The organism is Streptomyces sp. NPDC001401 (assembly GCF_042895385.1).
GTDB lineage: Bacteria > Actinomycetota > Actinomycetes > Streptomycetales > Streptomycetaceae > Streptomyces.
This window is the reverse complement of sequence record NZ_JBIAWI010000009.1, coordinates 69452-83249: the sequence shown is the minus strand read 5'-3', so window position 1 is coordinate 83249 and position 13798 is coordinate 69452. Positions and strand designations below refer to the sequence as shown.

Sequence of the window (13798 nt, the reverse complement as noted above, 5' to 3'; positions counted from 1 at the left end):
GGCGCGGGGAACTGCGCGACCAGCCACAACCGGCCCGCAGCCAACAAACGACCTATCCGGCGGAGCGAGCCGCCCTCGCGATGGAAATCTGGCGTGCGACCCGCGGCCCGAGCACGGAGACGACAAGCAACACACCGGTGACGACGATCTGCGACTGCGCCGAGACATTGAGCAGACTCATCACGTTCTGCAGCGCCCCGAGCAGGAAGACACCCGCAATCGCACCGCCCAACGTCCCCTTGCCGCCGTCGAAATCGATACCGCCGAGCAACACCGCGGCGACGACGGAGAGTTCGAGCCCCGTGGCGTTGTCATAGCGAGCGCTGGCGTAATGCAGCGCCCAGAAGATCCCGGTGAGCGACGCCATCAGCCCCGTCACCGTGAACAGAATCAACTTGTGCCGCTTGACGCGGATCCCGGCGAACCGCGCGGCTTCCTCGTTCGCACCGATCGCGAACAACGACCGCCCGAACGGGGTGGCGTGCAGCACGACCACGGCGATCGCGAGCAGCACCAGGAAGGGCAGGAAGGCCTGCGGGAGGAAGGTGTTCCCGATGCGGCCGGACGCGAAGTCGAGGTACTGCGTGGGGAAGTCGGTCACCGCGTCCGAGCCGAGCACGATCTGTGCGATGCCCCGGTAGGCGGCGAGGGTGCCGATGGTGACGGCGAGGGAGGGAAGCCCGAGCCGGGTGACCAGGAGGCCGTTGACGAGCCCGCACGCCACGCCGAGCAGCAGGCACAGCGGGATGATCGTCTCGATGGCCATGCCGTCGTTCCACAGCTTGCCCATCACGGCGCCGGAGAGGCCGGCCGTCGAGGCGACGGACAGGTCGATCTCACCGGAGACGACCAGAAGCGTCATCGGCAGAGCGATCAGTGCGATCGGCAGCGTGTTTCCGATCAGGAAGGACAGGTTGAGCGCGTTCCCGAAACCGTCGACCGTTCCGAACGACAACAGCAGCAGAACAACCAGCAGCGCACCGACGACCGTGTCCCAACGGACCGCACGCGTCAGGGACTCAGGCATGGCGAGCGTTCCTCTTCTTCAGGGCGGAAGCCACCCGCAGCGCGACGACCCGGTCGACCGCGATGGCGAGGATGAGCAGGATGCCGTTGATGGCGAGCACCCACACGGAGCTGACGCCGAGGGCGGGCAGCATGCTGTTGATGGAGGTCAGCAGCAGGGCGCCCAGCGCGGCCCCGTACACACTCCCGGAGCCGCCGGTGAAGACGACGCCGCCGACCACGACCGCGCTGACGACGGTGAGTTCGTAGCCGGTGCCGGTGCCGGAGTCGACGTTGCCGAAGCGGGCCAGGTACATGGCGCCCGCGAGGCCGGCGAGACCGCCGCAGAAGGTGTACGCGGCGAGGATCCGCTTGCGGACGGGGATGCCGGCGAGCCGGGCGGCCTCCGGGTTGGAGCCGAGCGCGTACAGCTCGCGCCCGCTGCCGAAGTGTTTGAGGTAGTACGCCGTCGCCACCAGCACGGCGAGCGCGATCAGAGCAAGCCACGGCACCGCGGAGATGCCGCCGGAGCCGAAGTCCACGAAGCCGCCCGGGAGATCGGCGGCCGTGATCTGCCGGGAGCCGACCCAGATGGAGTCGAGGCCACGGATGATGTAGAGCGTGCCCAGGGTGACGACGAGGGCGGGCACCTGGCCGAGGCTGACGAGCAGGCCGTTCAGCAGTCCGAAGCCGATGCCCATCAGCACCGCCAGCACGACGGCCACGACCCCGTTTCCGCCGCCGTGCAGATAGTCGCCCGCGGCGAAGGCGCTGATGCCGAGGGTCGAGCCGACCGACAGGTCGACGTTCCGCGTGATCACCACCAGGGACTGGCCGGTGGCGACCAGCACCAGGATGGTCGCGTTGAGGAGCAGGTCCTTGATGCCCTGCTCGGACAGGAACTCGCTGTTGCCCGCCTGCGTGATGGCGATCATCGCCAGGAAGACGACGAGGATGGCGAGTTCGCGCATCTTGAAGACGCGGTCGACGAGCCGGGTGCCGCTGGACCTGGGCACCTCGGCGACGGGGGTTTCGTCGGGAGTGGTCACCGTCATGCGGCGGCCCTCCCGGTGGCTGCGGCCATCACGGTTTCCTCGGTGGCTTCGGCGCGTGGGATCTCGGCGGTGAGGCGGCCCTCGTGCATGACGAGCACGCGGTCGGCCATGCCGAGGATCTCGGGCAGGTCGGAGGAGATCATCAGGACGGCCACGCCGTCGGCGGCCAACTCGCTGAGCAGCCGGTGCACTTCGGCCTTGGTGCCGACGTCGATGCCGCGGGTGGGCTCGTCGACGATGAGCACCCTCGGGCCGGTGGCGAGCCACTTGGCGAGGACCACCTTCTGCTGATTGCCACCGGACAGGGTGTTGGCCGTGTCGGCGATCCTGGCGTACTTGACCTGGAGCTTGACGGCCCAGTCGAGCGAGCGGCTGCGTTCGGCGCCGCGGTCGACGAGGCCCGCCCTGACCGTCGTACGCAGACCGGTCAGTCCGATGTTGCGCTCGATGGACATGTCCATCACCAGGCCCTGCGCGCGCCGGTCCTCGGGGACGAGGGCGAGCCCGGCGGCCATGGCGGTGGAGGGGGCGCCGTTGGTGAGCCTGCGCCCCTGGACCTCGACCTCGCCGGCGTCCCATCGGTCGATGCCGAAGACGGCCCGGGCGACCTCGGTGCGGCCGGCGCCCACGAGTCCGGCGAGACCGACGATCTCCCCGTGCCGTACGTCGAAGGAGACGTCGGTGAAGACGCCCTCGCGGGTCAACCGCCGTACGCTCAGGGCGACTTGGCCGGGCTTGACGTCCTGCTTGGGGTACAGCTCGTCGAGGTCGCGGCCGACCATGCGCCGGACGAGGTCGTCCTCGGTCATCCCCTCGATCGGCTCGCTGGAGATCCAGGCGCCGTCGCGCAGGGTGGTCACCCGCCGGCAGATCTCGAAGATCTCCTCCAGCCGGTGCGAGATGAACAGCACCGCGGCGCCCTGATCACGCAGGGTGCGCACGACGCCGAAGAGCCGGGCCACCTCGCTTCCGGTGAGCGCGGCGGTCGGCTCGTCCATGATCAGAACGCGGGCGTCGAAGGAGAGGGCCTTGGCGATCTCGACGATCTGCTGGTCGGCGATGGACAGGCCGCGGGCCGGGCGGTCGGGGTCGAGTTCGACGCCGAGGCGCTTCATCAGGGCCAGGGTCGCGGTGTGCGTGGCCTTGTGGTCGATACGGCCGAGGGCGCGGCGGGGCTGGCGGCCCATGAAGATGTTCTCGGCGATCGAAAGGTCGGGGAAAAGCGTGGGCTCCTGGTAGATGACGGCGATGCCGGCGTCGCGCGCGTCGCCGGGACCGTGGAAGACGACGGGCTCACCGTCGAGCAGCACCCGGCCGGCGTCGGGCCGGTACACACCTGCAAGGGTCTTGATCAGGGTCGACTTGCCCGCGCCGTTCTCTCCGGCGAGTGCGTGCACCTCGCCGGGGAACAACTCCAGGGAGACGTCCCGCAGGGCGCGCACCGCGCCGAAGGACTTCGAGATGTCCTCGAGCGCCAGCACCGGGGCCGGACCCGTGTCGGACGGGTAGGTCATGAGGGGCTCCTCGACGACGCCGACAAGGGGCTCACGACGTCGTGAAAGGTTTCAACTTGGTTGCCGGGACGTTAGGCGCGTCGGCCATGTCACGTCAATGGGTCCGTCTCGAAAAAATTTCGAGAGCCCTTCGAGAGCCAAAGGTCACGGTCGGGCCACGGGCAACAGCCTTTGCCGGAATGCTTGACACGCCTACGGGGGGCTCTAAGCTTCCCGTCCTGAATCGATTCATCAATCTGCCGTTCCGGCCAGACGTCACAGGAGCCCTGAAGTGACCGAGCTCGCCGCGGTGAAGGCCGCGCTGAAGACCCAGGCAGTCGAGACGCCGTCGTGGGCGTACGGGAACTCGGGGACCCGGTTCAAGGTGTTCGCCCAGCAAGGCGTTCCCCGCACGCCGCAGGAGAAGCTGGCCGATGCGGCCCAGGTGCACGCGTTCACCGGCGTGGCGCCGACGGTCGCCCTGCACATTCCGTGGGACAAGGTCGACGACTACGCTGCCCTGGCGAAGTACGCCGAGGACCATGGCGTGAAGCTGGGGGCGGTCAACTCCAACACCTTCCAGGACGACGACTACAAGCTCGGCAGCATCTGCCATCCCGACGCCCGGGTGCGACGCAAGGCGGTCGACCACCTGCTGGAATGCGTCGACATCATGGACGCCACCGGATCGCGGGACCTGAAACTGTGGTTCGCCGACGGCACGAACTATCCCGGACAGGACGACATCCGCGACCGCCAGGACCGGCTCGCCGAGGGCCTGGCCGAGGTCTACGAACGGCTCGGAAACGGCCAGCGGATGCTGCTGGAGTACAAATTCTTCGAGCCCGCCTTCTACGCCACGGACGTCCCCGACTGGGGCACCGCATACGCCCACTGCCTCAAGCTCGGCAACAAGGCACACGTCGTCGTCGACACCGGACACCACGCACCCGGCACCAACATCGAATTCATCGTCGCCACCCTCCTGCGCGAGAACAAACTCGGCGGCTTCGACTTCAACTCCCGCTTCTACGCCGACGACGACCTCATGGTCGGCGCCGCCGACCCCTTCCAACTCTTCCGGATCATGTACGAGGTGGTACGGGGCGGCGGCTACACCGACAACGTCGCCTTCATGCTCGACCAGTGCCACAACATCGAAGCCAAGATCCCCGCCATCATCCGCTCCGTCATGAACGTCCAGGAAGCCACCGCGAAAGCACTGCTCGTCGACCGCGAGGCACTGACGGTGGCCCAGCGCAACGGCGACGTCCTCGAAGCCAACGCCGTGATCATGGACGCCTACAACACCGACGTACGCCCGCTGCTCGCCGAGGTGCGGGAGGAGATGGGGCTCGACCCCGACCCGATCGCCGCCTACCGCCGCTCCGGATGGGCCGAAAAGATCGTCGAGGAGCGAGTCGGCGGACAGCAAGCCGGATGGGGGGCATAGACGCTGCATCTCGTCTGCCAGGTTTGGTTGTTTGCTGGCTGCGGGCCCGATGTGGCTGGTCGCGCCCACGCGGCGGAGCCGCAAATCAACGCAGCCCCACGCCCCTGACGGGGCACGTGTCAGATGTCCGCTATCAGTAGTCGGTAGCCGACGTCGATCGTGTCGCGTGTGAGCAGGTCGGCGTGGTGGGTGTGCCAGCTGCCCGTTGTCAGGTCCTCGGCGAGGGCGGCCAGGCCCGGTGCGAGGGCGGCTTCTCCGGTCTGGGCGAGCAGGGAGATTCCGGACCGTACCTGAGGGTCCAGGTAGGCGTGGGGGCGGCGCCAATACGTGGCGGCGAAGCCGTCCGTGCAGTCGTGCGGGACGGGGACGGGCTCCTGGCGCGCGCCGCCGAGCAGGCCGGCCAGCCGGTCCATCGGCAGGGCGCGGGTGTCGTCGAAGGCGGCGGCCGATGCGAGGTATTCGCGTACGAGCCAGAACTGGTCGCGGAAGATCTGCTGGTCCCAGGTCAGAATCACGATGCGGCGGCGGGCGACCCGGCGGAGTTCGGCGATTCCGGCCGCCAGGTCGGTCCAGTGGTGGATGGTCAGCAGCGCCAGGACGGCGTCGGCGGCGTTGTCGCGCACGGGAAGGTGTTCGGCGACCGCGCACACGGCGGGCGCTGCCCCGGGTGGGCGCTGCGCGATCATGACCTGGCTGGGTTCTGCGGCGAGGACTGTCTGCGGTGGCTCGTACGAGCCGGTACCTGCGCCCACGTTGATCACGTCCGCGGCGTCTCCCAGCGCGGCGTGGATTTGCGCGGCGATCCGCGGGTCCGGTTGCCGGCTGCGGCCGTATGTCGTCCCGAGGGTGTCGTAGATGGCCATGCCAGTCAGTATGCGAATCGGCTCCGTATGGGGAGCAGCTTCGTTGACGTCGGCCCGTTCGATCAGGTTTCGCCCATGCCGAACGAGTCGTGGATGGGCCGCACCTCGACCGCCACGACGTGGAAGTCCAGGACGCGTTCGGCGATCTCCCGCGCTCGTTCCGGGGTCGCGCAGTCGATCACGTAGTACGCGGTCAGGTGGTCGGTGGTGTCCGTGAGCGGGCCGTCCGTCGTGGTCGGGGCCGATCCTTCGCCGTGCCACCGGATGGTCTTCGTATCCCCCGGGTAAGCCAGCCCGGCTCCGTTCAGCATCTCGCCGGTGCCTTCCAGGTCCTGATGGAGCGCTTCGTGTCTGCGGAAGACCTCCGCGCGTTCGGCGGCGGTCATGGCCGCGGTCACCGCGGGATCGGCGTACATCAGGACCATGTATTTCACGCGACCACCTCGTCAGCGGCGGCCACCGAGGTGGCCGCACGGATCAGTGCGGCGGTGGCCGTCGAGCAGGACTGCTGAGGCCAGGCGATCGACAAAGTGGCCGGTGGGGCGTCCGGGATCTCGCGGTAGGCGATGCCCGGGCGCGGGTACCGGGCGGTGACGGATTCGGGCAGCAGGGTCACGATCTCGCCCAGTTCGACGAGCGTGAGCAGTTGGGCCAGGTCTGCGATGCCGTGGCGCTCGACGATCATGTCCAGGTAGCGGGCCAGACCGTCGAGGCGGCCGGACTCGACCCCGGGGATGGCCAGGTCGGCGAGGGCGAGGTGGTCGCGGGCGGCCAGGGGGTGGGCGGCCGGGAGGGCGGCCAGGCGGCGTTCGACGGTGACCGTTTCGGTGTCCAGGCCCGTGTGGTCGAAGGGTTCGTGGATCAGGGCGGCGTCCGCCTCGCCCTGGCGCAGCAGCCGGGCCTGATCGCCCCAGCCGGACAGGCGGATCGTGACAGGGAGAGCGGCGGGCTCCGTCGCGTAGCGGGCCAGGATGGGTTCCAGCAAGCCCCCGTCGCCGTCGGCCTTGATGGCCAGGACCAGCTTGGCCTCCTGGGCAGCAGCGCGCTGTGCCCGTCGTCCGGCCGCCTGCAGGGCGTCGAGCGCGATCCGGGCCTCCCCCAGCAGGACCGTGCCGGCGGGGGTCAGCTCGACGGTGTGGGTGGTGCGCTCGAAGAGGGTGATGCCCAGGTCGGCTTCGAGTTTGCGGATGGCGCGGGACAAGGGCGGGGCGGAGATGCCCAGCCGGTCGGCGGCGCGGGCGAAGTTGAGTTCTTCGGCGACGGCGACGAAGTAGCGCAGTGATCGGGATTCCACGACCCGGCACCTCCGTTCGGTATTACCCAGAGGGTAACAAGCGGGATCTCGTCGATCCTTCCGTCCGGCACGGGCGCATCGCAGGATCGAAGCACGCGGTTCCCCGGTCCGTCCAGCTGGTCCATCCAGCGGCCGAAGGGTGTCAACCGCCTTTCCAGCGAGCCCTCTTGGAGCTTTTCCATGCTTGTCATCACCACTCCCACCGGTCAGATCGGCCGACAGGTCGTCGACGGTCTCCTCGACGGCGATGAGCCGATCCGTGTGATCGTGCGCGATCCCTCCCGACTGCCTGCGCACGTGCGGGAGCGCGTCGAGGTCGTCCAGGGGTCGCACCGTGACCTCGATGTCGTCATGGAGGCCTTCTCGGGCGCGGACGCCGTGTTCTGGGTGGTACCGCCGGACCCACGCGCGGAGAGCGTCGAAGGCTACTACGTCGACTACACCCAGGCGGCCTGCCAGGCGATCAGTGCTCGGGGCGTCAAGCGGGTCGTCGCCGTCTCGACCATGGGCAGCGGAATCGAGAAGAACGCGGGGCACCTGTCGGCGACAGTGGCCAAGGACAGGATGATCGAGGACACGGGGGTGGGCTACCGGGCGCTGCAGCCGCCCGCCTTCATGGAGAACCTGCTCTGGCAGGTCGAGGCGATCAAGAACCAGGGTGTGTTCTTCTGGCCGCAGCCCGCCGATCGTGTCCTCGCGAGCGTCGCCACCCGCGACATCGCGGCGAAGGCTGCCGAGCTGCTGCTCGACGACTCGTGGGGCGGGCAGGGCGGTGTCCCGGTCGTCAGCGCCGACGCCCTGACCCCCGACGGGATGGCGCAGGTCGTCTCCGAGGTGCTGGAGCGGCCGGTCCTCTACCGGCAGGTCGGCCTCGAGGCGTACCGGGCGACGGCGCTGCAGCACGGGGCGAGCGAGGGATGGGCGCAGGGCCTGATCGACATGGCCGTCGCCCAGAACGCCGGGGCCTACGACGAGCAGCACCGCACGTCGCAGCCCACGCCGACCGGTTTCCGCCAGTGGTGCGAGGAGGTGCTCAGGCCCGCCTTCCCGGCCTGAGCACCATCCCGCGGCTACTCCGGCCCGGCGAACGGATGACGGATCGCGGCCGGCGGCCAGGCGGGTGCGGTGTACGGCCGCCGGAACGTACGGCGGCCCGAACCGACCTCGAACGGCTCGCTGTCGCCCGGGAGTTGGACCTCGGCCCGGGTGTTCGGCGGCACGAGCACTTCCACGACGAGCGTGCCGTCCTCGAGCCGCCAGCCCGCCTCGGCACGGCCGTACGGCGTGTCATGGGCGGCCTTCGCGAAGGTGAGGTCGCCGCCGGGAACGGGCGCGATGCGCAGCCGGCGCCAGCCCGGTTCGGCGGCTTCGAGGCCGGCGACCGTGCGGTGCAGCCAGTCGGCGACGGCGCCGAGGGCGTAGTGGTTGAAGGAGGTCATCTCGCCGGGGTTGATGCTCCCGTCGGGCAGCATCGAGTCCCAGCGCTCCCATACGGTCGTCGCCCCCATGCTCACCGGGTACAGCCAGGACGGGCAGCCCTTCTCCAGCAGCATCCGGTACGCCAACTGCGGTTCCCCGCCCGCGCACAGCGCGTCGCAGATCAGCGGCGTACCGGCGAATCCGGTGGCGATGCGGAAGCCCGCCTTGCGCACGATGAGAGCCAACCTCTCGGCGGCGCCCAGCCGTTGACGTTCTGTCGGGAGCAGCGCGAAGCACAGGGCGAGCGCGTACGCGGTCTGCGCGTCGCTCGACATCCGCCCGCCCGGGGTGACGAACTCGTCGGCGAAGGCCGCCCGTACCGACCGCGCGAGTTCCTCGTAGCGTACGGCGTGGTCCTTCTCCCCCAGCAGCCGCGCCGTCTCGGCGAGCACGTCGGCCGAGCGGGCGACGTACGCGTTGGCGACGAGATCGCCGTCCGTACGGGCGTCTCCTGGGGCGTCCGGCGGGGCGGCCGGGTCGAGCCAGTCGCCCAGCTGGAAGTCCTGCCGCCACAGTCCGCGGCCCTCCTCGGTGAGACGGGCGGCGGTCTCCACCCAGGCGCGCATGCTCGGGTACTGGGTGCGCAGCACCTCCAGGTCGCCGAAGCGCCGGTACAGCGTCCACGGCAGGAGCACGGCGACGTCGGCCCACACGGCGTGCGGTGTGCCGCCGAAGTCGAAGGGCAGGACGTCGGGCACGACCAGTGGGGGCACGCCATCGGCCCGGGCGAGCTGCTCGGCGGCCAGGTCGCGCAGCCAGCCGCCGAGCATGCCCGAACAGTCGTAGAGGAAGGAGGCGGTGGGGGCGAAGACCTGGATGTCGCCGGTCCAGCCGAGGCGTTCGTCGCGCTGCGGGCAGTCGGTCGGGATGTCGAGGAAGTTGCCGCGCATGCCCCAGACGACGTTCTCGTGCAGGCGGTTCACGAGTTCGTGCGAGGACTCGAACCAACCCGTGCGGGTCATGTCGGTGTGCAGGACGACGGCTTCGACCGCGGCCGGGTCCAACTGGCCGGGCCAGTTCTCGATTTCGGCGTAACGGAATCCGTGGAAGGTGAAGCGCGGTTCGTACGTCTCCTCGCCCGCGCCGACGAGTGTGCACGTGTCGGTGGCGGCTGCCAGGCGCAGGGGCCGGACGCCGAGTTCGCCGTGCTCCAGCACTTCCGCATGCCGCAGGGTGATGGTGTGTCCGGCCGGGCCCGAGACGCGGATGCGCAGACGTCCGACCAGGTTCTGCCCGAAGTCGAGAACGGTCTTCCCGGACGGTGTGGTGAGGACGCCGACGGGGGTCAGGGTCTGGGTGCGGCGCACGGGCGGGCCGGTGGGGGCCACCAACTCGGCTTCGGGAAGCGGGAGTTCGGAGACCGTCGACCAGCCGGAGGTGTCCTGGCCGGGTTCGGACCAGCCGGGGCGGGCCGACCGGGCGTCGTACGCCTCGCCGTCGTAGAGCTCGGAGCGCTGGATCGCGCCGGGCGTGGCGCGCCATGCCTCGTCGGTGCCGATGGTGGTGACGGTGCCGTCGGCGTGGGTGACCTCCAGCTGGGCGAGGAGCGCGCGGCGGTCGCCGTAGAGGTTGCGCCGACCACCATGGAAGCCGAGCCGGCCCGTGTACCAGCCCTCGCCCAGGAACGCGCCGATCGCGTTGGCGCCGTCGCGGAGCAGTCCCGTCACGTCGAAGGTCTGGTACCGCAGGCGGTGCCGGTACGAGGTCCAGCCGGGGGCGAGGACGTGGTCGCCCACGCGGGTGCCGTTGATCTCCGCCTCGTACACGCCGTACGCGGTGATGTACAGGCGGGCCGACGCGACCGCCCTGTCGAGGGTGAAGGTGCGGTGCAACAACGCCACCGGGAGCGGGGCGTCGGCGGGTTCACGGTCGGGAGTGACGGGCCGGGCGGTCCAGTCGCTGCGGGCCAGCAGTGCCGTCTCCGCCCAGGTGAGCGGCGACCAGGCGGACGGCTCGGCGCCCTCGCCCCACACCCGGACACGCACCCCGACCCGGCTGCGGGAGCCGAGCGCCTCGCCCGGCCACTCCACCAGCACCGAGTCGGCGCTGTCGACGCGCCCGGTGTCGGTGAGGACGGTGCCGTCGGTGCCGGTGATCTCGAGCCGGTACGCCTGCTGCCTCCAGTCCGGTGTGTCGGTCTCGGTGTGCCAACTCAGGCGGGGCCTGCTCTCGCCGATGCCGAGCGGCTCGCGGTGGTGTTCCAGGACAGGTGCGGTGACCTTCATCAGATGGCTTCCTTCTGGAGGACGGCAGCGGCGGCGCTTGCCGCCGTGCTCTGCCCCTGCGGAGCGATGCTGCGGACGACCCACACACCGATCAGACCGGACACGGCCACGCACGCCGTGGTGATCCACAGGACGGCCGAACCGCTGGCCGCCATCAGGGTCGGAGTGGCCAGGCCGGCGAGACCGCACAGGGCACGGCTGAGGCCGTAGGTCAGTCCCTGGGTGGTCGCGCGCAGTTCCTCGGGGAACGCCTCCTGGGACCAGATCTTGTAATTGGCCTCGCCGGCGAACTGGTTGACGACGTTGTAGAGGAGCAGGAAGAACACCATCGCCGAGATCACGGCGCCTCCGGTCGCCGCGGCCACGGCGAAGGCAAGGACCTGGAGCACCGCGCAGACGTAGAACAGCCGGTCGCGCCACGGGGTGTCGGCCAGCCGTACGAAGGCGAGCGAGCAGACGAGTCCGATCGGGAGGCCGGCCAGGCCCATCCCTGTGGCGAGGGTCTGGGAGGCGCCGCTGACGGTGGTCAGGAAGTACGTGCCGTACTGGCCCATGGTGTTGGCGGCGAGGTTCCAGGCGAGGTAGAAGCCGCCCGTTGCGAGGAGCGGGACGAGGATCGGCTTCGCGCCGAGGCGGCGCAGCGCCCGTGCGTCGATGCCCTCGCCACCGCCGCCGCGCTCGGCCTCCTCCAGGACGGGAGAAAGTTGCATGCGGTTGCGCAGCACCCAGCTGACCAGGGCCACGACGGCGAGGTGGGCGAAGAGAAGCTGAGCGGAGAGATAGCCGAGCGTGGAGGTGCCGAAGCCGATCACGATCGCGGCCGTGATGCCGACGACCCACATGGTCTGCGTCGCACCGATCAGACGGCCGCGCACCGAGCGCGGGGAGTGCTCGGAGACCATGGCGAGCGAGGTCGGCAGGTCGGCGCCGGCCGCGAGACCGCCGATGATCATGCCGGCGAAGAGGAAGGCGCTGTTGGGGGCGAAGACCAGCAGGGCGGCGCCGACGGCGTAGACGAGGATGTCGATCCCGTACACGCGCTTCCGGCCGAAGCGGTCGGCGAGGCGGCCGCCGACCAGCGAGCCCGCGGCGATGGAGAAGGTCAGCGCCGCGCTCAGCGCGCCGAGGCCCCAGGACGAGAGGTGGAAGCGGCTCTGCCACAGGCCCAGTGACAGGCCGGAGGAGACGATGATGCCCGAGTCCAGGTAGGAGGCCATGCCGGAGAGGACGGCCAGGCGCCACTGGGGGCGGGTCACCCGGGGTTTGGCGGGCCTGCTGGAGATGGCGTCGTTGCTCATCGAGGCGGCCTTTCGGAGGTAAGCGGAGGGGAGATTGGGGACGAAGGGTCGGGTTTCGCGGCGATGATGACACGTGTAACCACCGCTCAACCGACCCTCGAAACAGCCGTGAAACGTTTCACGGCATCGTGAAGGTGGTTCGGCCCGCCGTCAAGGGGTCGCGACGAAGAAATGACCGACTCGCTCATGCCGACACCGAGACAGGCATGCCGATGCCTTGACGACGTCGCCACGGTGCGGCTAGTTTCCCTGAAACGATTCAAACTGTTTCATCGGCATCGGCGCCTCCGCACCCGCGACAGCGCCGTGGCCTGCGACATTCAATTCAGGGGTGGTCATGCCAGACCCGTCCGCCGTGAAAGCCGTGAAGCAAGCCCTCGCGGCACAGAAGATCGAGACCCCGTCGTGGGCCTACGGCAATTCCGGTACGCGCTTCAAGGTGTTCACCCAGCCCGGGGTCCCCCGCGATCCGTGGGAGAAGCTGCAGGATGCGGCGAAGGTGCATGCCGTTACCGGCGTGGCGCCGACGGTCGCCCTGCACATTCCGTGGGACAAGGTCGACGACTACGGCAAGCTTGCGGCGTTTGCCCGGGAGCAGGGGGTCGGGCTCGGGGCGGTCAACTCCAACACCTTCCAGGACGACGACTACAAGCTCGGCAGCATCTGCCATCCGGACCCGGCGGTGCGCCGCAAGGCGGTCGACCACCTGCTGGAATGCGTCGACATCATGGACGCCACCGGATCGCGGGACCTGAAACTGTGGTTCGCCGACGGCACGAACTATCCCGGACAGGACGACATTCGCGACCGCCAGGACCGGCTCGCCGAGGGCCTGGCCGAGGTGTACGCCCGGCTCGGAAACGGCCAGCGGATGCTGCTGGAGTACAAGTTCTTCGAGCCCGCCTTCTACGCCACGGACGTCCCCGACTGGGGCACCGCATACGCCCACTGCCTCAAGCTCGGCGAGAAGGCACAGGTCGTCGTCGACACCGGACACCACGCACCCGGCACCAACATCGAATTCATCGTCGCCACCCTCCTGCGCGAGAACAAACTCGGCGGCTTCGACTTCAACTCCCGCTTCTACGCCGACGACGACCTCATGGTCGGCGCCGCCGACCCCTTCCAACTCTTCCGCATCATGTACGAAGTCATTCGCGGCGGCGGCTACACCGACAACGTCGCCTTCATGCTCGACCAGTGCCACAACATCGAAGCCAAGATCCCCGCCATCATCCGCTCCGTCATGAACGTCCAGGAAGCCACCGCGAAAGCACTGCTCGTCGACCGCGAGGCACTGACGGTGGCCCAGCGCAACGGCGACGTCCTCGAAGCCAACGCCGTGATCATGGACGCCTACAACACCGACGTACGCCCGCTGCTCGCCGAGGTGCGGGAGGAGACGGGGCTCGACCCCGACCCGATCGCCGCCTACCGCCGCTCCGGATGGGCCGAAAAGATCGTCGAGGAGCGAGTCGGCGGACAGCAAGCCGGATGGGGGGCATAGACGCTGCATCTCGTCTGCCAGGTTTGGTTGTTTGCAGGCTGCGGGCCCGATGTGGCTGGTCGCGCCCACGCGGCGGAGCCGCAAATCAACGCAGCCCCACGCCCCTGAAGGGGCGCTCATCCACAC

General features: G+C 69.4%; 11 protein-coding genes. 3 read left to right on the top strand and 8 right to left on the bottom strand.

Annotation, left to right across the window (positions count from 1 at the left end; translation table 11 throughout):
• Nucleotides 1-52: 52 nt before the first annotated feature.
• Genes ACFY10_RS27975 through ACFY10_RS27965 form a run of 3 tightly spaced genes read right to left on the bottom strand, consistent with a single transcriptional unit; the run spans nt 53 to nt 3574 of the window.
• Nucleotides 53-1027: an ABC transporter permease gene (locus tag ACFY10_RS27975; protein WP_390667956.1), complete on the bottom strand. Its 975-nt coding sequence runs from the start codon at nt 1025-1027 to the stop codon at nt 53-55.
• Complete coding sequence (locus ACFY10_RS27970) at nt 1020-2060, bottom strand: ABC transporter permease (RefSeq protein WP_390667955.1); 1041 nt, start codon at nt 2058-2060, stop codon at nt 1020-1022. The genes ACFY10_RS27975 and ACFY10_RS27970 overlap by 8 nt, the downstream gene beginning before the upstream one ends.
• Nucleotides 2057-3574, bottom strand: coding sequence for a sugar ABC transporter ATP-binding protein (locus ACFY10_RS27965; protein ID WP_390667954.1), 1518 nt, complete (start codon nt 3572-3574; stop codon nt 2057-2059). The genes ACFY10_RS27970 and ACFY10_RS27965 overlap by 4 nt, the downstream gene beginning before the upstream one ends.
• 271 nt (nt 3575-3845) lie before the next feature.
• On the opposite strand from ACFY10_RS27965, the gene rhaI (ACFY10_RS27960) reads away from it, so the two are divergent.
• Complete coding sequence (gene rhaI / locus ACFY10_RS27960) at nt 3846-5006, top strand: L-rhamnose isomerase (protein ID WP_390667953.1); 1161 nt, start codon at nt 3846-3848, stop codon at nt 5004-5006.
• A gap of 119 nt (nt 5007-5125) precedes the next feature.
• On the opposite strand, the gene ACFY10_RS27955 is transcribed toward rhaI (ACFY10_RS27960), so the two are convergent.
• The 3 genes from ACFY10_RS27955 to ACFY10_RS27945 form a co-directional block, all read right to left on the bottom strand.
• Nucleotides 5126-5869 carry a class I SAM-dependent methyltransferase gene (locus ACFY10_RS27955; RefSeq protein WP_390667952.1) on the bottom strand — a complete coding sequence of 248 codons (744 nt, stop codon included), beginning with the start codon at nt 5867-5869 and terminating at the stop codon, nt 5126-5128.
• 62 nt (nt 5870-5931) lie between these two features.
• Entirely contained in the window at nt 5932-6294 is a 363-nt protein-coding gene (locus tag ACFY10_RS27950) for a YciI family protein (protein ID WP_390668241.1), read from the bottom strand.
• A 5-nt stretch (nt 6295-6299) separates the two neighbouring features.
• Nucleotides 6300-7163: a LysR family transcriptional regulator gene (locus ACFY10_RS27945; protein WP_390667951.1), complete on the bottom strand. Its 864-nt coding sequence runs from the start codon at nt 7161-7163 to the stop codon at nt 6300-6302.
• A gap of 180 nt (nt 7164-7343) precedes the next feature.
• Between ACFY10_RS27945 and ACFY10_RS27940 the strand changes: the two genes are divergently transcribed.
• Nucleotides 7344-8219, top strand: coding sequence for an NAD(P)H-binding protein (locus tag ACFY10_RS27940; RefSeq protein ID WP_390667950.1), 876 nt, complete (start codon nt 7344-7346; stop codon nt 8217-8219).
• Nucleotides 8220-8233: 14 nt separating this feature from the next.
• Here the strand turns inward: ACFY10_RS27940 and ACFY10_RS27935 are convergent, their stop codons facing one another.
• Nucleotides 8234-10867 (bottom strand): family 78 glycoside hydrolase catalytic domain, encoded by a 2634-nt coding sequence (locus ACFY10_RS27935; RefSeq protein WP_390667949.1) that lies wholly within the window; start codon nt 10865-10867, stop codon nt 8234-8236.
• A complete protein-coding gene (locus tag ACFY10_RS27930) occupies nt 10867-12165 on the bottom strand; it encodes an MFS transporter (RefSeq protein WP_390667948.1) in 1299 nt (432 codons plus the stop codon). The genes ACFY10_RS27935 and ACFY10_RS27930 overlap by 1 nt, the downstream gene beginning before the upstream one ends.
• 337 nt (nt 12166-12502) lie before the next feature.
• On the opposite strand from ACFY10_RS27930, the gene rhaI (ACFY10_RS27925) reads away from it, so the two are divergent.
• Nucleotides 12503-13672 (top strand): L-rhamnose isomerase, encoded by a 1170-nt coding sequence (rhaI, locus tag ACFY10_RS27925; RefSeq protein ID WP_390667947.1) that lies wholly within the window; start codon nt 12503-12505, stop codon nt 13670-13672.
• Nucleotides 13673-13798 lie beyond the last annotated feature (126 nt).

Excerpts from the sequence above, each read along its gene's own strand:
- ACFY10_RS27975 (WP_390667956.1), bottom strand. The coding sequence starts at position 1,027 with ATGCCTGAGTCCCTGACGCGTGCGGTCCGTTGGGACACGGTCGTCGGT.
- ACFY10_RS27970 (WP_390667955.1), bottom strand. The coding sequence starts at position 2,060 with ATGACGGTGACCACTCCCGACGAAACCCCCGTCGCCGAGGTGCCCAGG.
- ACFY10_RS27965 (WP_390667954.1), bottom strand. The coding sequence starts at position 3,574 with ATGACCTACCCGTCCGACACGGGTCCGGCCCCGGTGCTGGCGCTCGAG.
- ACFY10_RS27955 (WP_390667952.1), bottom strand. The coding sequence starts at position 5,869 with ATGGCCATCTACGACACCCTCGGGACGACATACGGCCGCAGCCGGCAA.
- ACFY10_RS27950 (WP_390668241.1), bottom strand. The coding sequence starts at position 6,294 with ATGGTCCTGATGTACGCCGATCCCGCGGTGACCGCGGCCATGACCGCC.
- ACFY10_RS27940 (WP_390667950.1), top strand. The coding sequence starts at position 7,344 with ATGCTTGTCATCACCACTCCCACCGGTCAGATCGGCCGACAGGTCGTC.
- ACFY10_RS27935 (WP_390667949.1), bottom strand. The coding sequence starts at position 10,867 with ATGAAGGTCACCGCACCTGTCCTGGAACACCACCGCGAGCCGCTCGGC.
- ACFY10_RS27930 (WP_390667948.1), bottom strand. The coding sequence starts at position 12,165 with ATGAGCAACGACGCCATCTCCAGCAGGCCCGCCAAACCCCGGGTGACC.
- rhaI (WP_390667947.1), top strand. The coding sequence starts at position 12,503 with ATGCCAGACCCGTCCGCCGTGAAAGCCGTGAAGCAAGCCCTCGCGGCA.